The sequence below is a fragment of the Streptomyces netropsis genome (genome assembly GCF_014203545.1).
GTDB classification, from domain to species: Bacteria; Actinomycetota; Actinomycetes; order Streptomycetales; family Streptomycetaceae; genus Streptomyces; species Streptomyces netropsis.
This window is the reverse complement of sequence record NZ_JACHJG010000001.1, coordinates 295,151-320,098: the sequence shown is the minus strand read 5'-3', so window position 1 is coordinate 320,098 and position 24,948 is coordinate 295,151. Positions and strand designations below refer to the sequence as shown.

The window sequence follows — 24,948 nt, the reverse complement described above, 5'->3', positions numbered from 1 at the left end:
ACAGGCTCTGGAGCTGTCACCGCCTGCCAGCCCCAGGAGTCCTCTCGTGTCCCTGCCCCCGCGCAGCATCGCCATCGTCCTCGGTACCCGCCCCGAGCTGGTCAAGCTCACCGACCTCGTGCGCCTCCTCGGCCCCGCCGCGCACCTGGTCCACACCGGGCAGCACTACGACGAGGAGCTGTCGGGCCGCTTCCTGACCGAGCTGGGCCTGCCCGAGCCGACCTTCCTGACCGGCATCGGCGGCCGGCCCCGGGCCGTACAGATCTCCGCGGCGCTCGCGCAGCTCGACACCCTCTTCACCACCGAGCCGCCGCTGGCCGTCGTCGTCCAGGGCGACACCAACGCCGCCCTGGCCGGTGCGCTCGCCGCCAACGCCCGCGGCATCCCCCTGCTGCACGTCGAGGCCGGGCTGCGCAGCCACGACCGGAACATGCCCGAGGAGCACAATCGCGTCCTCATCGACCGGATCGCGGACGTACTGTGCGCGGCCACCGGGGACAACCGGGCCAACCTGCTCGCCGAGGGCATCGCCGACGAGCGGATCGCCGTCACCGGCAACACCGTCGTCGAGGCCGTGCGCAACCAGCTCCCCGACGCCGCCGAGCGGGCCGCGCTCCTGGCCCGCCACGGGCTGAACGCCGACGGCTTCGTCCTGGCCACCGTGCACCGCCCGGAGAACACCGACTCCCCCGAGGCGCTGCGCGCGATCCTCGGTGAGCTGGGCGCCCTCGCGGGTGACGTTCCGGTCGTCCTGCCGCTGCACCCGCGCACCCGGGCCCGGATCGCCTCCGCCGGGCTGGCGGAGCTGCTGGCCCCGCTGTTCGTGACCGCGCCGCTGGGCTACGCCGAGTTCCTCGCACTGGCCGCGCACGCCGCGCTGCTCGTCTCCGACTCCGGCGGCATCCAGGAGGAGTGCACGGTCCTGGGCCGTCCGCTGGTCGTCGTCCGCCGCTCGACCGAGCGGCCGGAGGCGATGGCGGACTTCGCGGACCTCGTCGAGCCGGGGGCGGAGATCGGGCGCGTCGCCCGGCGCCGCCTCGCGGAAGGCCCGGCGGGCCTGGAGCGCCTGGCGGCCCTGCCGAGTCCCTTCGGGGACGGGTCGGCCTCGGAGCGGATCGTCGCGCTGCTGGCGGCTGTCGCCGCGCCGCAGCAGCTGGCCGCCGCGGCCTAGGCCTTCTCCCCCGCCCCGCCCCTTCCCGTACCCGGGGCTCCGCCCCGGACCCCGGTCCTCAAGCGCCGGACGGGCTGCCCCCCCAGGAGCTTCCCCCACATGTTCGACAACCCCCTCCTGCTCGTCTTCCCCTTCTTCCTCCTGCTCTGCTTCCTGCTGTACTGGGCCGGCGCCCGCCACGCGTACACGCGCCGGGCCGAGGCCGGCACCGGCGACCCCGCGAGCCACGACTGGCACTTCTTCGTGCCGTGCCGTGACGAGGAGGCCGTCGTCGCCACGACCGTCGGCCGGATGCGCAGCGACTTCCCCGGCGCCCACGTCTGGGTCATCGACGACGACAGCGACGACCGGACCGGCGCGATCGTCGCGGAGCTGGCCGAGACGGACCGCCGGGTCCACCTCGTGCGCCGGCACCGCCCGAACGCCCGTACCGGCAAGGGCGCGGCCCTCAACGCCGCGTACGACGAGCTGAACCAGTTCCTGGGCGAGGACGCCGACCGCGAGCGGGTCGTCGTGTGCGTCATCGACGCCGACGGCCAGCTCGACCCGCACGCCCTGGCCCGGGTCAGCGGCCCGAGCGGCTTCGGCGACCCGGAGATCGGCGGTGTGCAGGTCAGCGTCCGGATGCGGAACACCGAGGATCCGCGCCCGCTGCCCGACCGCGGTCGCGTCCGCAACGCCTTCGCCCGGCTGCTGGTACGCATGCAGGACATGGAGTTCTCCGTGTCCAACGCCGGGATGCAGCTGCTGCGCGGGCGCACCGGCTCCGTCGGTCTCGGCGGCAACGGCCAGTTCACCCGGCTCTCGGCCCTGGACCGCATCGCGGCCGCCGAGCGCCGCCCGTGGCAGCGCGGTGCCCTGCTGGAGGACTACGAGCTGGGTCTGCACATGATCCTGGGCGGCGACCGGATAGCCCACATAGCCGACACCTGGGTCTCCCAGGAGGGCCTGCCGCACGGCCGCCGGTTCCTCACCCAGCGCACCCGCTGGGCGCAGGGCAACCTGCAGTGCGTCCGCTACGCGCCGCGCATCGTCTCCTCGCGCCACTACGGCGGCAAGGGTGTCCTGGAGACGCTCTACACCTTCCTCCAGCCGGTCGCCCACCTGGTCACGCTGGCCCTGTGCGCGGTGATGTTCGTCCTCCTGGGCCTGTCCATGGCCGACGAGGGCGCGGGCGAGACGCTCGGCGGCATTCTGGCCCTGTGGCCGCTCGTGCTCGCACTGGCCGTCATTTCCGTGCTGCCGTTCGTGCTGTGGGGCCCGGTCTACCGCCGGGACCGCGCGCCGGGCCGCTCGCTGCTCGTCGCGCTGCTGTGGGGGCTCGCGCTGTGGCTGTACGCGTACCACCTGTTCCCGGCGTCCGCCCGGGGGTTCGTCCGGATGCTGCGGGGGCGCAACGGCTGGGCCAAGACGCGCCGCAACGCCGAGCAGGTCCTCTCCGGCCCGGTGGCCGTGGAGAGCTGACGGACCGTTCTACGGACCGTCACCGGCAAACCATGAGGTGAGTCACACAGCCCGCGCACAGCACAACCTCCCGTCCCCCGTCGCCATCTGACCGCCGGGGACTGCTGCCCGGAGCCGTTCCGGGCGGAGGAAACGGGAGCGTTGTGCGGGTACCTGAAGTCAGCACAAGGATGCACCTGCTGCTGCTCACCGCGTGGACCGTCCTGTGGTTCGCGGTGGTGGAGCCGAACGGCGGGTTCTCGTGGCACTACCTGCGCACGGGCGGCGAGCTGATCTACCAGGGCTCGTCGGGCGACGGCACCGGCGGGCTCAACCTCTACGCCCACCACCCCGAACTCCAGATGGGGCCCATCAGCTTCCTGGTGGCGGGCCTGTTCAACCCCTTCTCGGAGCACACGGGCCAGTTCCTGGCGGCGGCGTTCATGTCCGTGCTCGGCCTGGTGATCCTGGTCCTCGCCGGGCGCAGCGCCGCGACGCACTTCCTGGGCACCGGCACCAACCACCAGCGGCTGCGGCAGCGCGTCCTGATCGCGGGGCTCGCCTTCATCCCCATGTGGATCGAGGTCTCGGTCCGCTTCGGCCACCTCGACGACGTGCTCGCGCTGTTCTTCACCGCGCTGGCCGTGTGGTTCCTGACCCGTGGCAACGCCGCCGCCGTCGGCGCCGCCCTGGCGCTGGCGATGGACTCCAAGCCGACCGCGCTGGCGTTCCTGCCGCTGATCCTCGCCCTGCCCAGGACGCAGTGGCTGCGCGCGGGCCTGTGGTGCGTGGGTCTGGTGGCGGTGGCCTGGCTGCCGTTCTTCCTCGTCGACCCGCACTCCTTCGCCGCCGCGAAGTTCACGATCCCCAACAACCCGGCGTCCGCGCTGCGCTGGCTGGGTGCCGACGACCCCCAGACGCCCGACTGGGCCCGGCCGGCCCAGGCCGCGCTCGGTCTCACGCTCGGCGCGGTCGCGGTGTGGCGGGGCCGCTGGGCGGGGGTCGTCCTGCTGGGCGCGAACGCCCGCATCCTCCTCGACCCCAGCGTCTACACCTACTACACGGCGTCGGTGCTGCTCGGCACTCTCCTGTGGGACGTGTGCGGGCAGCGGCGGCTGGTGCCGTGGTGGAGCTGGATCGCGCTGATCACGCTCTACGCGAGCGTGTTCGTCGTGCCCGACGAATCGGCCAAGGGCCTGGTCCGGCTCGGCTTCGTGGCCGTGTCGACGGCGTACGTGCTGTTCTGGCCGATGCACGACCGCCGGACACGGAACAGGCCCCTCGACCGGATGGAAGAGGGGCCTGTGGAAGGGCCGTGGGGTCCTCTGTGGGACCCGAGCCGGACTAGGCCTTGGGCAGGCCCGCCAGCTGGGCGGTGAGCCGCTCGATGTCGGCCTCGGCCGTCTCCAGCCGCTTACGGATCTTCGCCACGGCCGCCTCGGCGGCCTTGGCGAGGAACGCCTCGTTGCCCAGCTTGGCCGTGGACTGCGCCTTGTCCTTCTCGGCCGCGGCCAGCGCCTTGGTCAGGCGCTTGCGCTCGGCCTCGACGTCGATGGTGCCGGAGAGGTCGAGGGCGACGGTGGCGCCGGCGACCGGCAGGGTCGCGGTGGCGTGGAAGCCGTCCCCGGCGGGCTGCAGCCGCAGCAGCTGGCGGATGGCGCCTTCGTGGGCCGCCAGCACCGTGCCGTTCAGGTCGAGCTGCGCCGGGACCCGCTGACCGGGCTGGAGGCCCTGGTCGGAGCGGAAGCGGCGGACCTCGGTGATCACCTGCTGGAGGCTGGCGATCTCCTGCTCGGCGGCCTCGTCACGGAAGCCCGAGTCCTTGGGCCAGTCGGCGATGACGACCGACTCCTTGCCCGTGAGGGTCGTCCACAGCGTCTCGGTGACGAAGGGGACCACGGGGTGCAGCAGCTTCAGGGTGACGTCCAGGACCTCGCCCAGGACCCGTGCCGAGACCTTGGCCTGCTCGCCTCCGGCAATGAAGGTGGTCTTGGACAGCTCGACGTACCAGTCGAAGACCTCGTCCCACGCGAAGTGGAAGAGAGTGTCGGACAGCTTCGCGAACTGGTAGTCGTCGTAGAACGCGTCGACCTCCGCGACCGTGGCGTTCAGGCGCGACATGATCCAGCGGTCGGTGGCCGACATCTGCTCGACGGACGGCAGGTCGCCCTCGACGGTCGCGCCGTTCATCATCGCGAACCGCGTGGCGTTCCAGATCTTGTTGGCGAAGTTCCGCGAACCCTGGACCCAGTCCTCGCCGATCGGGACGTCCACGCCGGGGTTGGCACCACGGGCGAGGGTGAAGCGGACGGCGTCGGAGCCGTACTTGTCCATCCAGTCCAGCGGGTTGACCGCGTTGCCGAACGACTTCGACATCTTCTTGCCGAACTGGTCGCGGACCATGCCGTGCAGGGCGATGGTGTGGAACGGCGGGGTGCCGTCCATCGCGTACGTCCCGAACATCATCATCCGGACGACCCAGAAGAAGAGGATGTCGTAGCCGGTGACCAGGACGGAGTTCGGGTAGAACTTCTCGACGCTCTCGGTCTTCTCGGGCCAGCCGAGCGTGGAGAACGGCCACAGGCCGGAGGAGAACCAGGTGTCCAGGACGTCGGTCTCCTGGTGCCAGCCCTCGCCCGAGGGCGCCTCGTCGTCCGGTCCGACGCAGACCATCTCGCCGTTCGGCCCGTACCAGACCGGGATGCGGTGGCCCCACCACAGCTGGCGCGAGATGCACCAGTCGTGGAGGTTGTCGACCCAGCCGAAGTAGCGGGACTCCATCTCCTTGGGGTGGATGGCGACGTCGCCGTCCCGGACCGCCTTGCTCGCGGTCTCGGCCAGCGGGCCGACCTTGACCCACCACTGCATGGACAGCCGCGGCTCGATGGTCGTCTTGCAGCGCGAGCAGTGTCCGACGGAGTGCTCGTACGGGCGCTTCTCGGCGACGATGCGGCCGTCGGCGCGCAGGGCGGCGACGATGGCGCTGCGGGCCTCGAGTCGGTCCAGGCCCTGGAAGGGGCCGTGGGCGGTGATGACCGCGCGCTCGTCGAGGACGGTGAGCGACGGCAGGTTGTGGCGCTGGCCGATCTCGAAGTCGTTGGGGTCGTGGGCAGGGGTGACCTTGACGGCGCCCGTACCGAACTCCGGGTCGACGTGCTCGTCGGCGACGACGGGGATCCGTCGGCCGGTGAGCGGCAGCTCGATCTCGGTGCCGACCAGGTGCTTGTACCGCTCGTCCTCGGGGTGGACGGCCACGGCGGTGTCGCCGAGCATGGTCTCGGCGCGGGTGGTGGCGACGACGATGGACGCGTCACCCTCGCCGTATCGGATCGAGACGAGCTCGCCCTCGTCGTTCTGGTACTCCACCTCGATGTCGGAGATGGCGGTCAGACAGCGCGGGCACCAGTTGATGATGCGCTCGGCGCGGTAGATCAGCTCGTCGTCGTAGAGCTTCTTGAAGATGGTCTGGACGGCCTTGGAGAGGCCCTCGTCCATGGTGAACCGCTCACGGCTCCAGGCCACACCGTCACCCAGACGGCGCATCTGCCCGGAGATCTGGCCACCGGACTCGGCCTTCCACTGCCACACACGCTCGACGAACGCCTCACGACCGAGGTCGTGGCGGGACTTGCCCTCCTTGGCGAGCTCGCGCTCGACCACGTTCTGCGTGGCGATGCCGGCGTGGTCCATGCCGGGCTGCCACAGCACCTCGAACCCCTGCATCCGCTTACGCCGGGTGAGGGCGTCGATCAGCGTGTGCTCGAAGGCGTGGCCCAGGTGGAGCGAGCCGGTGACGTTCGGCGGCGGGATGACGATCGTGTAGGGCTCTTTGTCGCTCGAGGCGTCGGCCTCGAAGTAACCGCGCTCTACCCAGCGCTCGTACAGCGGCCCCTCTACCTCGGCCGGCGCGTATTGGGTCGGCAGTTCGGGGTTGCTGTTCGTCGGCCCGCTGTCGGGGCTCTGCTGAGTGTTCTCGGTCACGGGGAGATTCTACGGGGCGGCGCCGCCCGCTCACGAACCCGTTTACGCCCCGGGGCGGGGCGCGGCCGGGCGATCCGTAAGGATGTCGCGAACCGATCTTCCGTAGACGCATCCGTAGACGCAGGGGACGACGATGACCCAGCACCAGCCGGGCCCGTACGGGGCGCCGCCGCAGCAGCAGCCTCAGCAGCCGAATCCGTACGGCCCACCGGGCTACGGGTATGGCCGGCCGCAGCAACAGCCTCAGCAGCCGGGCGGCTGGGGGCCGGGCATGCCGCCCCCGTACCCGCCCCCGATACCTCCGCAGGGCGGCGGAAAGGGCAAAGCGGTCGCCCTCGCGGTCGGGGCGGTCGTCGTGGTCGGCGCGATCGTGGGCGGCATCGTCGTCCTGAAGGACGGCGGCAGGAAGGCGGACCACCGGGCCGACGGCAAGGCCTCGCCCACCGCCCCGGCGAGCCCCTCCCCCAGCGCCCCCGCGTCACCGACCGGGCAGCGCTACAAACTCATCGCGCCCGAGACGGTCGCGGGCGAGTACAAGAAGGACCCCGGCGAGTCCGGGAGCGGGTTCGGCTCGAAGGAGCTGGACGATCTCAAGATCCTGGGAATCACCAACCCGCGGAGCGTCTCGGGCGCGTACAAGTCCGGCGAGGACAAACTCTCCCAGAAGCAGCTGAGGTTCACCGGCGCGTGGGGCGATGAGGTACGGAGCCCCGAGGTGATGGTGGACGGGTTGTTCCTGAGCGTGACCAGGGCTACCACGAACGAGAAGAACCCCGACGCGAAGACCGAATTCGAGGGCACGCCCCAACGGATGTCCCCGGACGGGCTCGGCGACGACGCCGTGATGAAGTGCCAGATCAGCAAGTGGAGCAACACGGGCGCGCGGACCATGAAGATGCCGCTGTGCATCTGGGCCGACAAACACACGGTCGGCACCGTCTTCGCCATGGACGCGGCGCTGCTGGCCAGCGGCCAGGACCTCGGCCTCGACGAGGCCGCCGCCCGGACGATGAAGCTCCGTCAGGACGTGCGCGTCGAGATCGACCGGTGACGGCGGACGTCAACTGTTCCGAAACCGTTGCGGCCCCGCGGTAAAGCCTGGGTAAGTCATCGGGAAGGATGACGGGCATCTGACGCGAGAGTCCCCCCGCATTCGAAGAGAGACACGATGAGCTACCCCCAGCCGGGCCCGTACGGCCAGCAGCCTCCCCAGCAGCCCAACCCGTACGGCCAGGGCGGCGCCGCCGGACAGCCCGGCTACGGCTACCCCCAGCAGCCCCCCGCCGCCCCCTACGGCCAGCAGCCCCCCTACGGCCAGCCCCAGGCCCCGTACGGCGCCCCCCAGCAGCCGGGCCCGTACGGCCAGCAGCCGCCGTACGGCCAGCCGGGCGTCCCGGGCCAGTACCCGCCGCCGGTGCCCCCGCAGGGCGGCGGCAAGGGCAAGACGATCGGCATCGTGATCGGTGCGCTGGTCGTGGTGGGCGCGATCGTCGGCGGCGCGGTGTTCTTCCTGGGCGGGAGCGGCGGGAGCGGGAGCGACGGGAAGGTGGCGCCGTACGAGATCGTGCTGCCGCAGACTCTGCTCGACGGGAAGTACACCAAGGAGTCGATCGGCTCGGCCAAGGAGAAGGAGAGCCTCGCCAACGACAAGGATGCCAAGGCGATGGGCATCCTCAACGGCACCGGCGTGCGTGCCCTCTACACCAGCCCGGAAAAGCAGAAGCTCAAGGTGACGGCTGTCTACGGCGACGTAGCCGACCCGGAGAAGTCGGTCGACGCGATGCTGGCGAAGATCAATGAGAACCAGCAGAAGGCCACGGAGAGGTTCAAGGCCAAGGTCGAGACCGTCACCGAGACGACCGAGTTCCACCCCGGTGGCTTCGACGGCGCGGTGATGAAGTGCAAGGCGCAGAAGGCTACCCTGACCTTCGGCACCATGTCGTCCTCGTCCGAGACCAGCTTCTGCGTCTGGGGGGACAGCAGCGCTGTAGGTGTCGTCGAGCACTCGGTCACGCAGTCCTCGGGCGCCCCGACCGGATCCGCCGGCACCACGGGCCCCACGGGCGCCACCGGCCCGGTGATGTCTGCGAAGGAGCTGTCCGAGGCGACCGCCAAGGTGCGCACCGATTCGCGCAAGGAAATCAAGAAGTAGTCCGCTGACCGGGCGCCGGCTCCTCGTCCCCGCCGCGGCCGTCGCACTCGGCGTCGCGGCGGCCGTCGTCGCTGCCGTTCTGTTGCTCGTCCCGGGCGACGACGGGCCTGCGGTCACGCTCGTCACCCCGCCGACGCTGGTCGGCGGGGCGTACCGGCTCGATGCCGGGACCAAGCAGCTGGAGAAGGAGGGACTCGGCGTCCAGGGCGGCATGCCCAAGGGCGCCGTTTCCGTACTGGGCCGCTACCAGCGGGTGGCCGATCACTCGGTGACGCTGTCGCTGTCGGGCGCGTACGGCGGCATCGGGGAGCCTGACGCCGTCCTGGACGGCATGTTCAAGGGCTTCGAGAGCGGCCCCGGGAAACCGTCCGTGGCGAGTGAGCGGCACGACTTCACCCCGGAAGGCCATGCCGGCCCGGCCATCGCCTGCGAGGTCGTGAAGATGTACGACCGCGCCTACGCCCCGGCCTGCGCGTGGGCGGGCGAGTCGGACGCGATGCTGGTCCTCGACTTCGACCCCGAACGACTCTCGGCGGACTCCGTGGACCTCACGGCCTTCGCGAAGGTCACGGCAGGCATCTACCGGGACGTACGCAGGCCCGCCTGACATCTGCCGTGCGACGGACCGGGCCTACGAGCTGCTGGACATCCCCCAGCCATCCATGCGCATGGGGCACGCCGCAGCAACGTAAATCCGCCACATCTGGCGAAGAAGGCACTCGCCAACCTGTAGCCATAGGTTCACGCTGTGCATTCGATGATCTTGGTCTTCCGCCACGTCGGTACGCCGCGAGCCGGGATTGACCACGCACAGAAATGAGGACTACGCGAATGCGTAAGGCAGCTCGACGAGTTGCGGTAGCCGCAGGCATGGTTGTTGCCGCGGGTGCACTTCAGTTTGCCGCTACGGCTCCGGCCATGGCCAGCCCTGCTCAGTGCCGTACATACCTGAGCAGCCAGGGGTACCAGATCGGGGTGAAGGTAGAGAAAGCATGCCGCCTCGCTCACGACGGGATGAGCGGCTCCGTTGGTGACCCCATCTCAGCCCGGCAGAAATGCCTGATAGAACTGGGCCGCATCGGCGTCACGGCGCAGCACGCGGAATTCGCCTGTTTCGCGCGCTGACCCGCGAGGTAGTCACGGCAAAAGGGGGCGCCCGGCCAAACCGGCCGGGCGCCCCCTTTCCGTGTGTACAGACAGCGCTACGCGCTCTTCTCGTGCCGCTCGTCCTTGCCCACGATGCGGGGCTCGCGCGGCACCAGGGTGGGGTTGACGTTCGAGTGGACGACGTCTTCGGTGATGACGACGCGGGCGACGTCCTTGCGGGACGGGACCTCGTACATCACCGACATCAGGACCTCTTCCATGATGGCGCGCAGGCCTCGCGCACCCGTGCCACGGAGGATGGCCTGGTCGGCGATGGCCTCGAGGGCCGGGCGGTCGAAGTCCAGCTCCACGCCGTCGAGTTCGAACAGCCGCTGGTACTGCTTCACCAGGGCGTTGCGCGGCTCGACGAGGATCTGGAGGAGGGCCTCGCGGTCCAGGTTGTGGACGGAGGTGATGACCGGGAGGCGGCCGATGAATTCGGGGATCATCCCGAACTTCACCAGGTCCTCCGGCATGACCTCCTGGAACTGGTCGCTGGCCTCGATCTCGCGCTTGGAGCGGATCGTGGCACCGAAGCCGATGCCCTTGGCGCCGGCCCGCGACTCGATGATCTTCTCCAGGCCGGAGAAGGCGCCGCCCACGATGAACAGGACGTTCGTCGTGTCGATCTGGATGAACTCCTGGTGCGGGTGCTTGCGGCCGCCCTGGGGCGGGACGGAGGCCGTCGTGCCTTCCAGGATCTTCAGCAGGGCCTGCTGGACGCCCTCGCCGGAGACGTCTCGTGTGATCGACGGATTTTCGCTCTTTCGGGCGACCTTGTCGATCTCATCGATGTAGATGATGCCGGTCTCGGCCTTCTTGACGTCGTAGTCGGCGGCCTGGATCAGCTTCAGCAGGATGTTCTCGACGTCCTCGCCCACATAGCCCGCCTCCGTCAGCGCGGTCGCATCGGCGATGGCGAACGGGACGTTGAGCATCCGGGCGAGCGTCTGCGCGAGCAGGGTCTTGCCGGAGCCCGTGGGGCCGAGCAGCAGGATGTTGGACTTCGCCAACTCGATGCCGTCGTCGCGGTTTCCGGCGTTCTCACCGGCCTGCACGCGCTTGTAGTGGTTGTAGACCGCGACGGAGAGGGCCTTCTTGGCGGCCTCCTGGCCCACTACATAGCCCTCGAGGAACTCGTAGATCTCACGGGGCTTGGGGAGCTCCTCCCAGCGCACCTCGGAGGTCTCCGCGAGCTCTTCCTCGATGATCTCGTTGCAGAGGTCGATGCACTCGTCGCAGATGTACACACCAGGACCCGCGATGAGCTTCTTCACCTGCTTCTGGCTCTTGCCGCAGAACGAGCACTTGAGCAGGTCGCCGCCGTCACCGATGCGTGCCACGAGGTGCTTCCCCTTCGCCTGGGATCCGCCTTGCTCTGCGAACCCGGGTGCTTGCCTATCGACGGTACCTTGCCGGGCCCCCTGTGCGGGCCCCCCTTGGACCTACTCGGTCCAAGGGGGTTGCCACCCGACAACGGTGCCCGGACCGGAACTCAGACCGAAACAGACGTCTTACGCGTCGAAACGATCTGGTCGACCAGACCGTACGCGAGCGCGTCCTCGGCAGTGAGGATCTTGTCGCGCTCGATGTCGTCACGGATCTTCTCGATCGGCGTGCTGGAGTGCTTCGCCAGCATCTCCTCGAGCTGCGTACGCATGCGCATGATCTCGTTTGCCGCGATCTCCAGGTCGGAGAGCTGCTCACGGCCCGTCTGGCTGGACGGCTGGTGGATCAGGACGCGGGCGTTCGGCAGTGCCATCCGCTTGCCGGGGGTGCCGGCGGCCAGCAGGATCGCGGCCGCGGAGGCGGCCTGGCCCATGCAGACGGTCTGGATGTCGGGCTTCACGAACTGCATCGTGTCGTAGATCGCGGTCAGCGCGGTGAACGAGCCGCCCGGCGAGTTGATGTAGATCGAGATGTCACGGTCGGGGTCCATCGACTCCAGGCACAGCAGCTGCGCCATGACGTCGTTGGCGGAGGCGTCGTCGACCTGGACGCCCAGGAAGATCACGCGCTCCTCGAAGAGCTTCGCGTACGGGTCGTACTCACGGACGCCCTGGGAGGTGCGCTCCACGAAGCGCGGCACGACGTAGCGGGCTTCGGCCTGCGGGCCGGTGTAGAGGCCGCTGCCGGGGAAGTTGTTCATGCGGGTGTTCACCATCCTGGTGGCGATCGGTGGGCTGGGATTCGGCTTCGAGGCAGTGCTGCCGGGGGGTATCAGGCCCCGGTGCCGCCGCCGCCCGGAACGCCGGAGGCGTAGGTGATGATCTCGTCGATGATCCCGTACTCCTTGGCCTCCTCCGCGGTGAACCAACGGTCACGGTCACCGTCGCGGATGATCGTCTCCACGGTCTGGCCGGTGTGCTCCGCGGTGATCTGCGCCATGCGCTTCTTCGTGCGGAGCAGCTGCTCGGCCTGGATCTTGATGTCCGAGGCGGTGCCGCCGAGGCCCGCGGAGCCCTGGTGCATGAGGATGTCCGAGTTCGGCAGCGCGAAGCGCTTGCCGGGGGTGCCCGCGGTCAGCAGGAACTGCCCCATGGAGGCCGCGAGGCCCATCGCGATCGTGACCACGTCGTTCTTGATGTAACGCATGGTGTCGTAGATCGCGAAGCCGGCGGTCACCGAGCCACCGGGCGAGTTGATGTAAAGGAAGATGTCCTTGTCCGGCTCCGCGGCCAGCAGCAGCAGCTGCGCACAGATCTTGTTCGCGATCTCGTCGTCGACCTGCTGGCCGAGGAAGATGATCCGCTCCCCGAGCAGCCGGTTGTAGACCTGGTCGCCGAGGCCACCACCGAAGGCAATCTCACCGGCGGCGGAAGGCATCAGATTCGTCACGTATCCACCTGCTCGTCTCTGACGGCAACGGGCCGTCTCCGCGTCTTCTACCTGAGGTCGGGGGTGGCGCGGCCAGTCCGGCCGGCCCGCTCCAACGTCTCCCCTGCCCTCGTATCTACGGACCCTAACGCGCTGTCCGGCGGGCGCCATCCCGCATCAGGAACTGTTCGCTCTGAGCGCAGGTTCCAGGGGCCGTGACAGGCCCCTGAGACCACGGACGGGCCCGTACGTGCGAAACACGTACGGGCCCGTCCGTAAGGGGTTCTGCGGGCTACGCAGAGGCCGTGGATCAGGCCTCGGTCTTCTCCTCGGCGGCCTCGGCCGTCTCGGTGGTGGCCTCGACCGTCTCGGCGGTCTCGTCCTCGTCGTCGAGGTCGACGACCTCGCCGTTGGTGTCCTTGACCGTGGCGGCCTCGACGACGGTCGCGAGGGCCTTGCCGCGGGCGACCTCACCGACGAGCATCGGCACCTGGCCACCCTCGACGACGGCCTGGGCGAACTGGTCGGGGCTCATGCCGGAGGACTGCGCACGGCGCATGAGGTGCTCGGTGAGCTCCTCCTGGCCGACCGACAGCTTCTCCTTGTTGACGATCTCGTCGAGGACGAACTGGGTCTTGATGCCCTTCTCGGCCTGCTCCTTGAGCTCGGCGTCGAACTCCTCGGCGGACTTGCCCTGGATCTCCAGGTACTTCGCCAGGTCCAGGCCCATCTGGCCCAGCTGGTGGTGCTCCAGGTTGTGCTTGCGGGTGTTGACCTCGTCCTCGAGAAGCTTCTCGGGCATCGGGACCTCGACGAGCTTCAGCAGCTCCTCGAGCACCTTCTCCTGGGCCTGGGTGGCCTGGTCGTACTTCTTCATGCGGCCGAGGCGCTTGCGGCTGTCCGCGCGCAGCTCCTCCAGCGTGTCGAACTCGCTCGCCAGCTGGGCGAAGTCGTCGTCCAGCTCGGGCAGTTCGCGGGCCTTGACGGCGGTGACGACGACCGAGACCTCGGCCTCCTTGCCCTCGGCGCTGCCGCCCTTGAGCTCGGAGGTGAAGGTGGCGGTGCCCTCGGCCTCGAGGCCGGTCACGGCCTCGTCGATGCCGTCCAGGAGCTGGCCGGAGCCGATGGTGTAGTCGACGCCGGTGGCGACGCCGTCCTCCAGCACCTCGCCGTCGACCTTGGCCTCCAGGTCGACGGTGACGATGTCGCCCTCGGCGGCGGCGCGCTCGACCGGGGAGGTGGTGGCGAAGCGGTCACGGAGCTGCTCGAGCGACTTCTCGACGTCCTCGTCCGACACCTCGACGGCGTCGACGGTGACCTCGATGCCGGAGTAGTCCGGGATCTCGAGGGCCGGGCGGATGTCCACCTCGGCGGTGAAGGCCAGCAGCTCGCCGTCCTTCAGCTCCGTGATGTCCACCTCGGGCTGGCCCAGCGGGTTCAGGTCGGCCTCGTTGACCGCCTCGGTGTAGAACTTCGGCAGCGCGTCGTTGACGGCCTCCTCCAGCACCGCACCACGGCCGAACCGCTGGTCGATGACGCGGGCCGGGATCTTGCCCTGACGGAAGCCCTTCACCGTGACCTGCTGGTTGATCTTCTTGTACGCCGCGTCGAGGCTGGCCTTGAGCTCCTCGAAGGGCACCTCGACAGTGAGCCGAACCCGAGTCGGGTTCAGGGTCTCCACGGCGCTCTTCACGGTTCGGTCTCCTTGGGGCTGACTGCTGGGTTTCTGCTGAGGTTCAGCGCTCCGCGCCCGGCAGAGAGACACACAGGCGCGCAGCTTGCATAGTAACCGCAAGCTGGTTGAGCCCCACAATGTGATCTTGGCCGTGCGGCGCGTACAGATGACCGGGACGCGCCGGAAAACCTCTGGAGGCTCCGGAAAACACCGGAAAACGTCCGGAAACGGCGAGAGATCTCAAGAAACCGAGAAAACCCGGGAAACATGTCGTGCTGGTCGGGGTGGCCGGATTCGAACCGACGACCTTCCGCTCCCAAAGCGGACGCGCTACCAAGCTGCGCCACACCCCGTCGGTGCGACACGTAGGGTACATGCCCGAAGGCCCCTTGGTGCACGCGATTTCCACGCAGGTCACCCCGGCGGGTCCCAGGGGGACGGCGGGGGCGGATGGTGATCGTCTGGCGATCGGTCGGCCGGCGGCCCGGCGCGGTCGTCGGCGAGTCGTTCCGGACAATCGGAGCGGGGCCCCATTTCCGGGCGATCACGGGCGAACGAGGCCCACAACACCTCGCCGCTCACCCCTGATACGATGACCGCGGTCTTCGCCGCACAGGCGGAGCACCGACCCGGCGGGCGTAGCTCAATGGTAGAGCCCCAGTCTTCCAAACTGGCTACGCGGGTTCGATTCCCGTCGCCCGCTCCAGCACACGCCCTCGGCCACGGCCGGGGGCGTTTTGCATGCCCGCCGGGCGCGGTTCCCCAGGCCGGCGAGCACGCGGGCGGGCATCCGTGGCCGGGCGCCCGCGGTTCAGAACCTGATGTTGTTGATCGTCTCGGCGATCGAGTTGAGGAACCGCTGGATCGGCTCCGCCATGCTCGTGTTCTTGAGGAAGAAGCCGAAGAGTATGGCGACGATCGCGGGGCCCGCCTTGATGTTGCCCGCGCGGTACATCACCACCAGGATGATCGCCAGCAGTAACACCACAGACAGTGAAACGGTGGTCACAACTGATCACACCCTCGGTCGAATTCCCTGGCCGCCCCCCGGAGGACATGCTGCCCCCGGAACCCCTCTCGGCAACCATCGTGCCATCAACTCGGCCACCAGGGGGGCGGCGTGACGATTCGCCAGCGGAATCACAGCGGGGGTGCCGGGGCGGCTTTTAGGGCGGTTTACCGAGTATCGCGGAGGTAAGCCATGGGCCGTGTGCGTACGTACGGGCAAGGTTTTACGCGTTCCGCTTCCGCCGCTAGGGTGCCTCGAATGTCCCCCACCGCCACGCCTCCCGCGCACCCCGTGGCCTCCGCTTCCGCCGTCTCCCAGCCGGCCGCACCGCCGATACCGGCACCCGGCCCGGCGCCCGCCCCACAGCGTGACCCCTTCTTCGACAACGCGAAGTACCTGGCGATCGTCCTGGTCGCCCTGGGGCACGCCTGGGAGCCGCTCACCCACGGCGGCCGGGCGGCGACGGCGCTGTACATGACGGTCTACGCGTTCCACATGCCGGCCTTCATCCTGATCTCCGGCTACTTCTCCCGTGGCTTCGACCTGAGCCCCGCCAAGCTCAAGCGGCTCATCACGGGTGTCGTCGTGCCGTACCTGATCTTCGAGGTCGCGTACACGTACTTCCAGCACTGGGCGGAGGACGACTCCCCGAACGAGCCGATCTCGCTGCTCAACCCCTGGTATCTGAACTGGTTCCTGGCCGCGCTGTTCGTCTGGCGGCTGACCACCCCGATCTGGAAGCTGATCCGGTGGCCCGTGCCGGTCGCCTTCGTCATCGCGATCCTCGCCGAGCTCTCCCCCGAGGTCGGCACCGACTTCGATCTCCAACGGGTGATGCAGTTCCTGCCGTTCTTCGTGATCGGGCTGCACATGAAGCCCGAGCACTTCCACCTCGTGCGCAAGCGCTGGGTGCGGATCGCGGCGGTGCCGGTCTTCGCGGGCGCGGTAGCGGTCGCCTACTGGCTGGCGCCGACCATGGACACCGCGTGGTTCTACCACAACGACAGCGTGCAGGAGCTCGATGCGCCGCTGTGGGCCGCGCCCGTGATGCAGCTCGCGCTCTTCGCCTGCGCGGCCGTGCTGATCGCCTGCTTCTTCGCCTGGGTGCCCGGGCGGACGGTGTGGTTCACGGCGCTCGGCGCGGGGACCCTGTACGGGTATCTGCTGCACGGCTTCCTGATCAAGCTGTCGCGCTGGTGGGAGTGGTACGACGCCTACGCGTGGATCCGGCAGCCGGTGGGTGAGGTCGTCGTGACACTGCTCGCGATCGCCATGATGACCGCACTGTGCAGCAAGCCGGTGCGGAGGGTCTTCCGCTTCGCGATGGAGCCGAAGATGGAGTGGGCCTTCGTCAAGGACACCGCCCCGGGGAAGGCTTCCGCGACGCGGGGCCGTTGACCCAGGGCCCAGCCGGTGCGTCTTCGGCCCAGCCGGTGCGTCCTCAAGCGCCGGACGGGCTGCACAGCAGCCCGTCCGGCGCTTGAGGACACCGCCGCGCAGCGGTGGTGCGGGTCGACGACGGGACCTAGAGCGGCGGCGCCCCGCGCAGATGGCGTACGAGCTGCTCCAGGGCCGTCCAGCTCTCGGCGGTCTCGCCGTCGCCGAGCGGGTAGTAGAAGCCCGGCCGGGCGCTCGGGCCCAGCTGCACCGGGCGTTCCTTCAGCGGTGTCCTGCTCGCGGTGTCGCGCCCTGCCTCCCGGACCTCCGCGGGGCCCAGCACGAGGGCGTACGGCAGCGGCGGGTGCTCGAAGCGGGGCGGGGCGCTCAGGTCCCGGCGCGCCTCGCGCAGCTGGCACATCATGGTCTTCAGCCCGTGCCGGGTGACCAGCTCGTCGGCCAGCTTCGGCAGTGCCTCCAGGGGCAGCTCCTCCCCGGGGCCGTAGCCCACGGTGAGGGTGACGTCCTCCTCCACGCCCTCCGAGGTGCGGATCACACGCAGGGTGGCGACGGCCGGCCGGTCCGGGGTGCCGACGACCACCGTCCAGGTGGGCTGGGGGGCGCGCTCGTAGGCCAGGTCGGTCAGCTGCCGCCGCGACCAGGTCAGACCGGCCGGCTCCGACGTCCCCCAGCCGGCCGGCGGGCCGCCGGTCAGCGCCTGCCAGGCGGCTTCCAGCGCGCCGCCGAGAACGAGGTCCGCCTCAGGCTGGTGCAAGGTGCGGAAGGAGACGATGAGCTGACGCTCGCCGGTGGGCCGGACGTCCGTGAAGGCGTCCGCCACCGGGGTCTCGCCGCTCTCGTCCCGGTCCGGGGAGAAGGCGCCGTCCTGCCAGCGCAGTACCGCGCCGGTCAGCCCGTCGTAATAGCCGCACCGCTCGTCCTGCACCACCCAGCGCGAGGGAGTGGACTGCAGCACCATGCGGGTGGGCAGGGAGAGGCGGCAGTGCGGCGGGGTGACGATCTGGAGGGACCGGTCGCTCTCCACGGTGGCCCGCAGTGCCTCGGAGAGCCAGCTCGTCATGGGGACGACCGGGCGGTCCTGGAGGACGACGGCGGCCTCGTCGGTGAGCATGTCGACGGCCGGCTGGGCGGCGGCGGGGACCGGGACGGCCGTGAGGCCCGAGACGTCGACCGGGCTGGCCGCGCCGACGGTGCCGGGGGCGTCCGGCGGCCAGACCCGGCCGCCCAGAAGCATGGTCAGCCGGGCCGCGAAAGCACCCGCGAGCTGCTCGGCCTGGGGGACGCCCGTGGTGGCGCGGGCCTCGATCCACCACGCCGGGCCGTCGCCGGACGGCTCGGCGCCGGGCCCGAGCAGCCGGGCCGCCTCGCCCGGCACCTGGAGCATCAGCGGCGCCTCGATCGAGACGAGCGGCCGGCCCTCGGCGTCGCACAGCTGGACCACGGCCCCTTCGCCGGTGGTCTCGACCAGCAGGTCCGGGCCGCCCGCGAGGAGGCCCGCCAGGACGCTCAGCGCGTCCGGCATGCGCTCGGTGAGCGCGATCACGTCCTTGGTCATGCGGTGTTCCCCCTGGTCATGCGTGGTCGGCCGTCGTCTCGGTGTCGCCGTCCGCGGCGGCGATCGCCGTCTGGACCAGCCGGATCGCCTCGCCCCGGCGCACGAGCCTGCCGCGCCCGGGCGGCTGGGCGCTCGCGTAGACGCCGGGGAAGAGCTGGCCCTCCTGCCGGTCGCCGGTCATGACGACCGCCGTCGAACCGCTCTCCCGGAGCGTCATCAGGAACGGCTCGTACAGCGCCCGCGAGGCTCCCGCCACCCGGCGGGTGACGACGAAGTGCAGGCCGATGTCCTGCGCGGAGGGGATGAACGGCATGAACGGCGCGAGCGGTTGCTGGCCGCCGGTGGTGAGGATGTCGTAGTCGTCGATGAGGATGACGATGCGCGGACCCGAGTACCAGGTGCCGGACACGAGGGCGTCCTGGGCGGCGAGGTCGTCGGGCATGCGCTTCTCGAGCTCGGTGGCGATGCCCGCGGCCAGCGCGCCGCACAGCCTGGAGTTGTGGGCGTAGCCGCCGCGGTACTCCTCGGGCACCAGCTTGCGCAGGCCCCGGCGCGGGTCCATGACCGCGAAGACGATCTCCTCGTCGGAGTAGCGCTCCATGAGCCCCTGGGTGACCAGGCGCAGCAGGTTGGTCTTCCCGCACTCGCTGTCGCCCAGGATCATCAGGTGCTGGTCCCGCTTGAACAGGTCGAGCAGGACGGGCGCGAGGGCCGTCTGGTCCAGTCCGAGGGGCACCCGGTTGGGCTCGGACGTCACGGACGGCAGGGAGGCGGCGGGGATGCGGGTGGGCAGCACCCTGACCCGCTGGGCGCCGTCGCCGGACCAGGACGAGCGGATCACCATGGCCGCCTGTTCGACGGCCGGGCCCAGCTCGGCGGCCGAGGCGAGGGAGTCGATGCGGGGCAGCGCCGTCTGGGCGAAGAGCTTGCCGTCGGTCAGGACGCGGCCCTTCTCGTCCGGGGCCAGGGTCTCGGCGAGCTTGCGGTCGATGCTGGAGTCGCCGGGGTCGTTCAGGCGCAGTTCGACGCGGGTGCCGAACAGGGACTGGGTGGCGATGCGGACGTCGTTCCAGCGCAGCATGCCCGCGACGACGTGGATGCCGTAGCCGCCGCCGCGCTTGAGCAGGTCGGTGACGGCGTCGTCGAGCTCGTCGAAGTCGTCGCGCAGGGCGCCGAAGCCGTCGATGAGGAGCACGATCTCGGTGGAGGACAGCTCGGGGAGCCGGCCTTCGGCGCGCATTTCGCGCAGCCGCTCGACGGAGTCGATGCCGTGCTCGCGGAAGAGTTCCTCGCGGGCGGCGAGCATGCCGCGGACCTCTTCGACCGTGCGGACGGCGCGTTCGCGGTCGGCGCGGCCGGCGATGCCGCCGACGTGCGGGAGCCCGGAGAGGGCGGCGAGGCCGCCGCCGACGAGGTCGAGTCCGTAGATGCCGACCTCGCGCGGCGTGTGCGTCATGGCGAGGGACAGCGCCAGGGTGCGCAGCAGGGTGGTCTTGCCGGACTGGGGGCCGCCGATGACGGCGGCGTGGCCGCCGCCGACGGTGAGGTCGAGGACCCACTGCCCCTGCCACTGCTTGGCCGGGTCGTCGAGGAGGCCGAGCGGCACCTTGAGCGGGCCCGGCCGGACGGCCAGCTGCATGCCGCGCTCGCCGGCCCGGAGCGGGCCTGCCGAGGTGTCCAGGGCGATGGCCCGGGGCAGCGGCGGCAGCCAGATGGCGCGGGTGGGCCGGGCGGCGTCGCGGAGTTGGTCGACGACGACGGACATCACGGTGGGGCCGGGGTTGCGGTGGCGCATGGCCGGCTGGCTCTCGCCGGGGCCCGCCTCGGGCTCGCCGAGGGTGTTGAAGTCCGGGTAGAGGTGGACGGCCGGGCCCTCGTCCTCGACGTCCCGGGCGACCGGGCCGTGGTAGGGGCCGGAGACGAAGCTGGCCTTGAACCGCTCGTACGCGCTGGTGTCGACCTTGAGGTAACCGAAGCCGGGGATGGGCGGCAGGTGGAAGGCGTCGGTGGTGTCGAGCACCGTGCGGGACTCGTCGGCGGAGAAGGTGCGCAGGCCGAGCCGGTAGGAGAGGTAGGTGTCCAGGCCCTTGAGCTTGCCGCCCTCGATGCGCTGGCTGGAGAGCAGCAGGTGCACGCCGATGGAGCGGCCGATGCGGCCGATGGACAGGAACAGGTCGATGAAGTCGGGTTTGGCGGTGAGGAGTTCGCCGAACTCGTCGATGACGACGAAGAGGTGCGGCAGCGGGTCGAGGTCGGGGCGGGTCTCGCGCAGGGCGGCGTAGTGCCCGATGTCGGCGATGTTGCCGGCGTCCTTGAGGACCTGCTGGCGGCGCTGCACCTCGCCGGCGAGGGAGGAGTGGACGCGCTCGACGAGGCCGGCCTGGTTCTCGAGGTTGGTGATGACGCCGGCGACGTGCGGCAGGTCGGCGAAGGGGGCGAAGGTGGCGCCGCCCTTGTAGTCGACGAGGACCATGGCGAGGTCCTCCGGCGGGTGCGAGGCGACGAGTGCCAGCACCAGGGTGCGCAGCAGCTCGCTCTTGCCGGAGCCGGTGGCGCCGACGCACAGGCCGTGCGGTCCCATGCCGAGTTCGGAGGATTCCTTCAGGTCGAGCAGGACCGGCTGGCGGGAGTCGCTGATGCCGATCGGTACGCGCAGGAAGGCGCGTTCGCCGCGGGGCCGCCAAAGTTCCCGGACGTCCAGGGCGGCCGGGTCCTCGACGCCGAGCATCTCGGCGAAGTCGACGGGGCCGGAGAGCGGGGCGTCGACGAGGGATTCGGCGGACAGCCGCAGCGGGGACAGCAGACGGGCGAGGCCCTCGGCGCCGGGGGCGGTGGCCCGGTCGGCGGTGCCGTGGGCGGTGACGGGCTCGGCGGGGCGCAGGTCCTCGATGTGGACCTGGTCGCCGTCGACGGTGATGCGCAGGGAGACCTGGCCGGGTTCCTGCACCCGCTCGGCCACCAGGTGCAGCACGGTGACGCCCATGTCCCGCAGGGACACGGCGTCGTCGGGGCGGGGCAGTTCGTGCGCGTCCTCGCCGTACTCGTCACTGACGATCAGCAGTCGGCCGGCCATCTCCAGGGCGTCCTTGCCGGACAGACCGCGGCGCACCTCGGCGGCGTAGGAGGCGCGGGCGCGCAGGTCCCGGTTCATGAGCCGGGCGAGCTGGGCCAGTGCGGGGGCGATGCGGCGGGCGGCGACGGGCCCGTCGTGCTCGTCGGGGTCGAGGGTGTGGGGCAGCCACTTGACCCAGCCCCAGTCGGTCATGCGGTCGCCCGGGCAGGCGAGGGCGAAGGCGACGTCGTCGGGGGCGTGGGCGACCGCGGTCTGGGTGAGCAGGGCGCGTACGACGCGCAGGACGCCCTCGCGGTCGCCGACGACGCTGACGTTGCCGGCGCGGTCGAGGGGGACGGTCAGGGGCAGGTCGGTGGCTGTGGAGAATCGATTCTTCAGCGCCCCGGCCTCGTTGAGCATGAACCGGTCGGGCGGGGTGAGGACGCTGCTGCCCTGCTCGCCGATGTCCAGCGGGCGCACCGGCATCCGGCCGGTGCCCACGCGCACGCGCAGGAAGTCGCCGTCGAGGCGGCGCCGCTCCCACAGCCGGGCGGGGTCGCGCACGATGTCGTAGAGCGCCTCGGGCGGCGGGTCGAGGACCCGGGCCGTCTCGCGGCGCTCGCGCTCCTCGGCGCCCAGCTCCTCGCGGAGCTCCTCCAGGTACTCCAGGTAGCGCTCGCGCTGCTGGCGCCTGGTGCGCTGGGCCTTGCCGCGCTGGGACAGCAGCATGCCGACCGAGCCGATGACGGTGACGAGGAGCACGATCGCGCCGAGCCCGGCGAACTGGCTGTTGCGCACCATCGTCATCATCACGACGGAGCTCATCACGCCGGCGATGGGCATGAGGGTGTGCATGGCGCCGCCGGTCTTGCCCTCGGGCAGGTTGGGCGGTGGCTCGATGGTGCGCGCCCCGGGAGTGGGCAGCGGCCGGGTGGTGCGGGCGGGGCGGTGGACTATGCGGGTGCTCATCGGTTGCTTCGCCTGCTCATGGCTCGGGTGAGGACTTCGGCGGCGAGCTCGGTGACGGCCTCGCGCGTGACCTGGCCGAGCAGGTCGGTGCGGATCGGGCCGCCGGTGGCGAGGTGCCGGTCGTACGGGAGCATCAGGACCTTCACGCCGTCGAGCTGGAGATGCTCGCGCGCCGCGGTCACATCAAGCGTCATATGGGGGGACGACGCGGCGACGACCACCACGGTTCCCTCCAGCATCTTGGGTCGCGACAGCGACGCCATCCAGTCCAGCACCGATCGGGTGGTGGTGATGCCCTCGACGGTGGCGGGGGTGACCAGCACCCGTGCCTGTGCCGCCGACAGGGCGGTGCGGGACAGCTCGCTCGGGAGGGTGTCGCAGTCGACGACGGTGATGCCGAAGTAGCGGCGCAGCGCGACCATCACCGAGCGGTATTCGGCCAGTTCCAGCCGGTTGCCCACCCGGCCCTGGCTGCCGGGCAGCAGCCAGCCCCGGTCGGGCAGTTGGACGAGGTAGCCGACGACGTCGGTGAGCTGCATCGACGGGTCGATGAGCTGGGCGACGTCGCTCGTCGTCCAGCGCACCTTGGTGACGCCGAGCCTGGCCGGGAGGGTGCCCAGCGCCGGGTCGGCCTCCAGCATCAGCACGGGGTCCTGGCGGTAGTGCGCGTAGGTGCGGCCGAGCAGCGCGGCGACGGTGGTCTTGCCCGCGCCGCCGCGGATGCTGGTGACGACGATCTGCCGGCCCGTGGTGAGGGGCTGCTGGAGCGCCTGCGCGACGCGGGTCGCCTCCTCCACCTCGCGGGTGGCCGAGGAGCCGACGAGCCGGCGCAGCGAGCGGGAGGTCCGCTTGGCGGCGGAGTCCCCGCTGAGCGGCTTGCCCTTGACCAGCTCGTCGGGGAGCGGGAGCTCCATGGTGACGGGCGTGGGCAGGGGCCTGGGGGCGGGGGCGGGCGCCGGGCGGGCGTCGACGACGGGCCGGCCCGGCGCCTCGGCCCGCGAAGGCGCGTCGGCGGATTCGGCCGGGGGCCGGCCGGCCGGCTCCCCGGGCGGACCCGGTTCGCCGGGGCCGTCGGTGAGGTTGCGCAGGTTGCGCAGTACGTCGCCCTGCCAGTCGTCCTGGGACATGCGGTCTCTCCTGGAGCTCAGAACTGGTGGAGCAGACGTACGTAGACGCCGAACACCCCGACCGCGAGCGGGAACACCGCGATCACGCCGATGGTCTCGACGAGGTCGACGGCGCGGCGCAGCCGGACGCCGACGTGTTCCGGCAGCCGGACCGCGAGCACGGCGAGCGGCACGATCGCCACCCCGCAGAGCGCGGCCAGCGGCCCGTACGGGGTACCGGGGATGTGGTCGATCCACAGCACCACGAGGCGGACGAGCAGCACCAGGGCGGCGGCCAGCAGCGTGACGACCTCGGCGATCAGGGGGAAGGCGCGCGAGCGGGAGAGCAGCACGACCACCACCACGGACGCGAGCAGGACCGTCCACCACGAGGGCGAGGTGACGGCCAGCAGCCCGCCGGCCGTGGCGGACACGGCGACGGCGACCGTGGCCAGGACCAGCCCACGGTGGGTGGCGGCCAAGGCGGTCTCGACCTCGTGGCGGCTGACGGAGGCGCCGCCGGAGCGGCGGTCGTCGAGGCCGGTGAGGCCGGCCGCCATCAGCGCGAGGCGGGGCAGCAGTCCGAGGACGACGACGGAGACGACGGCCATGACGGATCCGACGCGTGCCGGGTCGTGCTGGAGCGCGGCGACGGCCTCCCACGCCCCGGTGGTCGCGACGACGGCCCCGGCGCCGATCAGACCGCCCTTGCCGAGCGGCGAGAACAGCCCGAGGAGCGCGAGTGTCACGGTGAGCGCGCCGGCCACGGCGGCGAGCCGCGCGGGCCCGGTCCAGACGTGCGCGTCGGCGGCGGTCCACGCGGCGAGCACGCCGAGCGCGCCACCGGTCAGCATGAGGGTGGTGCCGAGGTCGCGGCCGGCCTGGCCTGCCTGGCCGGCCAGGCCTTCCGCCTGGGAGCGCTGACCGCCCCGGCCGGCTTGGCCGGCCCGGGTGCCGATGCGGGCGGCGACCGCGCCGACGGCCGCGACGAGCACGGCCGTCACCGCGAGAGCGGCCGCCACCGCGGCCGGGCCGAGGCTGGTGCGCGCGAGCACACCGGCGGTCACGGCCAGCACGATCGTCGCCAGGCTCGCGGTCCACCGCCGGGCCTCGGGCCGCCAGCGCCATGCGCGTACGTCCAGGTCCTCGGCGAGCTCGTCGGTGACGTCGTGCACGACGGGGGCGGAGGGCGCGTCGTGCACACGGACGAGCCGGAGCACGGCACCGTCGGGCACGGCGGCCTCGGCGAGGGTCCCGTCCTGCGGCAGAACCGTTCCCTCAGCAGTGATCAGATGCCGGGCGGCCGGGCGGCCGCCGACCTTGTCGTCCAACAGCCGCAGGACGTCGGGCAGGAGCCGCCCGATGGGCTCGTCCGCGGGCAGCACGAGATCCACTCGCCGGCGGTCGCCGACGAGAGTGATCCTGCTCAATTCCGTACGCTGTTTTTCCCCCACATTCACCACGCGGCAGAACC

17 protein-coding genes and 2 tRNA genes are annotated in these 24,948 nt (G+C 70.9%); 8 read left to right on the top strand and 11 right to left on the bottom strand.

Annotated elements, in window-relative coordinates:
- The first annotated feature begins 46 nt into the window (after positions 1 to 46).
- From wecB to FHS38_RS01395, 3 genes are all read left to right on the top strand, one after another.
- Complete coding sequence (wecB, locus tag FHS38_RS01405; RefSeq protein ID WP_184729800.1) at positions 47 to 1,171, top strand: non-hydrolyzing UDP-N-acetylglucosamine 2-epimerase; 1,125 nt, start codon at positions 47 to 49, stop codon at positions 1,169 to 1,171.
- 99 nt (positions 1,172 to 1,270) lie between these two features.
- Positions 1,271 to 2,635, top strand: coding sequence for an XrtP-associated glycosyltransferase (locus FHS38_RS01400; RefSeq protein WP_184729799.1), 1,365 nt, complete (start codon positions 1,271 to 1,273; stop codon positions 2,633 to 2,635).
- A gap of 170 nt (positions 2,636 to 2,805) precedes the next feature.
- A complete protein-coding gene (locus tag FHS38_RS01395) occupies positions 2,806 to 3,993 on the top strand; it encodes a hypothetical protein (RefSeq protein WP_184729798.1) in 1,188 nt (395 codons plus the stop codon).
- Here FHS38_RS01395 and FHS38_RS01390 read toward each other — a convergent pair.
- A complete protein-coding gene (locus FHS38_RS01390) occupies positions 3,959 to 6,595 on the bottom strand; it encodes a valine--tRNA ligase (protein WP_184729797.1) in 2,637 nt (878 codons plus the stop codon). The two genes, FHS38_RS01395 and FHS38_RS01390, sit on opposite strands and share 35 nt — an antisense overlap.
- Before the next feature lie 133 nt (positions 6,596 to 6,728).
- On the opposite strand from FHS38_RS01390, the gene FHS38_RS01385 reads away from it, so the two are divergent.
- The 3 genes from FHS38_RS01385 to FHS38_RS01375 all read left to right on the top strand — a co-directional run bounded on the left by FHS38_RS01385 (position 6,729) and on the right by FHS38_RS01375 (position 9,354).
- Positions 6,729 to 7,646 carry a hypothetical protein gene (locus FHS38_RS01385; protein ID WP_184729796.1) on the top strand — a complete coding sequence of 306 codons (918 nt, stop codon included), beginning with the start codon at positions 6,729 to 6,731 and terminating at the stop codon, positions 7,644 to 7,646.
- 117 nt (positions 7,647 to 7,763) lie between these two features.
- Complete coding sequence (locus tag FHS38_RS01380; RefSeq protein WP_184729795.1) at positions 7,764 to 8,747, top strand: sulfur globule family protein; 984 nt, start codon at positions 7,764 to 7,766, stop codon at positions 8,745 to 8,747.
- 82 nt (positions 8,748 to 8,829) lie between these two features.
- Positions 8,830 to 9,354, top strand: a complete 525-nt coding sequence (locus FHS38_RS01375) for a hypothetical protein (RefSeq protein ID WP_184729794.1) — start codon at positions 8,830 to 8,832, stop codon at positions 9,352 to 9,354.
- A 595-nt stretch (positions 9,355 to 9,949) separates the two neighbouring features.
- Here FHS38_RS01375 and clpX read toward each other — a convergent pair.
- The 5 genes from clpX to FHS38_RS01350 form a co-directional block, all read right to left on the bottom strand.
- A complete protein-coding gene (gene clpX / locus FHS38_RS01370) occupies positions 9,950 to 11,236 on the bottom strand; it encodes an ATP-dependent Clp protease ATP-binding subunit ClpX (RefSeq protein ID WP_130877734.1) in 1,287 nt (428 codons plus the stop codon).
- Positions 11,237 to 11,388: 152 nt separating this feature from the next.
- A complete protein-coding gene (locus FHS38_RS01365) occupies positions 11,389 to 12,057 on the bottom strand; it encodes an ATP-dependent Clp protease proteolytic subunit (protein WP_130877735.1) in 669 nt (222 codons plus the stop codon).
- A 56-nt stretch (positions 12,058 to 12,113) separates the two neighbouring features.
- The gene (locus FHS38_RS01360; RefSeq protein ID WP_370419281.1) at positions 12,114 to 12,731 is read right to left on the bottom strand and encodes an ATP-dependent Clp protease proteolytic subunit; all 618 of its coding nucleotides are present in this window, start codon (positions 12,729 to 12,731) and stop codon (positions 12,114 to 12,116) included.
- A 289-nt stretch (positions 12,732 to 13,020) separates the two neighbouring features.
- Positions 13,021 to 14,403 carry a trigger factor gene (tig, locus tag FHS38_RS01355; RefSeq protein ID WP_184729793.1) on the bottom strand — a complete coding sequence of 461 codons (1,383 nt, stop codon included), beginning with the start codon at positions 14,401 to 14,403 and terminating at the stop codon, positions 13,021 to 13,023.
- 258 nt (positions 14,404 to 14,661) lie between these two features.
- Positions 14,662 to 14,738, bottom strand: a tRNA-Pro gene (locus FHS38_RS01350).
- A gap of 279 nt (positions 14,739 to 15,017) precedes the next feature.
- Between FHS38_RS01350 and FHS38_RS01345 the strand changes: the two genes are divergently transcribed.
- Positions 15,018 to 15,091, top strand: a tRNA-Gly gene (locus FHS38_RS01345).
- Between the two features lie 105 nt (positions 15,092 to 15,196).
- Here FHS38_RS01345 and FHS38_RS01340 read toward each other — a convergent pair.
- The gene (locus FHS38_RS01340; protein WP_184731192.1) at positions 15,197 to 15,394 is read right to left on the bottom strand and encodes a hypothetical protein; all 198 of its coding nucleotides are present in this window, start codon (positions 15,392 to 15,394) and stop codon (positions 15,197 to 15,199) included.
- Between the two features lie 258 nt (positions 15,395 to 15,652).
- Between FHS38_RS01340 and FHS38_RS01335 the strand changes: the two genes are divergently transcribed.
- Complete coding sequence (locus FHS38_RS01335) at positions 15,653 to 16,792, top strand: acyltransferase family protein (RefSeq protein WP_184729792.1); 1,140 nt, start codon at positions 15,653 to 15,655, stop codon at positions 16,790 to 16,792.
- A 127-nt stretch (positions 16,793 to 16,919) separates the two neighbouring features.
- On the opposite strand, the gene FHS38_RS01330 is transcribed toward FHS38_RS01335, so the two are convergent.
- From FHS38_RS01330 to eccD, 4 genes are read right to left on the bottom strand one after another with little or no spacing between them, the layout of a single operon-like run.
- Positions 16,920 to 18,347 carry a DUF6177 family protein gene (locus FHS38_RS01330; RefSeq protein ID WP_184729791.1) on the bottom strand — a complete coding sequence of 476 codons (1,428 nt, stop codon included), beginning with the start codon at positions 18,345 to 18,347 and terminating at the stop codon, positions 16,920 to 16,922.
- Between the two features lie 16 nt (positions 18,348 to 18,363).
- Positions 18,364 to 22,368 carry a type VII secretion protein EccCa gene (gene eccCa, locus FHS38_RS01325; protein WP_184729790.1) on the bottom strand — a complete coding sequence of 1,335 codons (4,005 nt, stop codon included), beginning with the start codon at positions 22,366 to 22,368 and terminating at the stop codon, positions 18,364 to 18,366.
- Positions 22,365 to 23,495: a MinD/ParA family ATP-binding protein gene (locus tag FHS38_RS01320; RefSeq protein WP_221494460.1), complete on the bottom strand. Its 1,131-nt coding sequence runs from the start codon at positions 23,493 to 23,495 to the stop codon at positions 22,365 to 22,367. The genes eccCa and FHS38_RS01320 overlap by 4 nt, the downstream gene beginning before the upstream one ends.
- 17 nt (positions 23,496 to 23,512) lie before the next feature.
- Entirely contained in the window at positions 23,513 to 24,937 is a 1,425-nt protein-coding gene (eccD, locus tag FHS38_RS01315) for a type VII secretion integral membrane protein EccD (RefSeq protein WP_373301753.1), read from the bottom strand.
- Between the last annotated feature and the right edge of the window lie 11 nt (positions 24,938 to 24,948).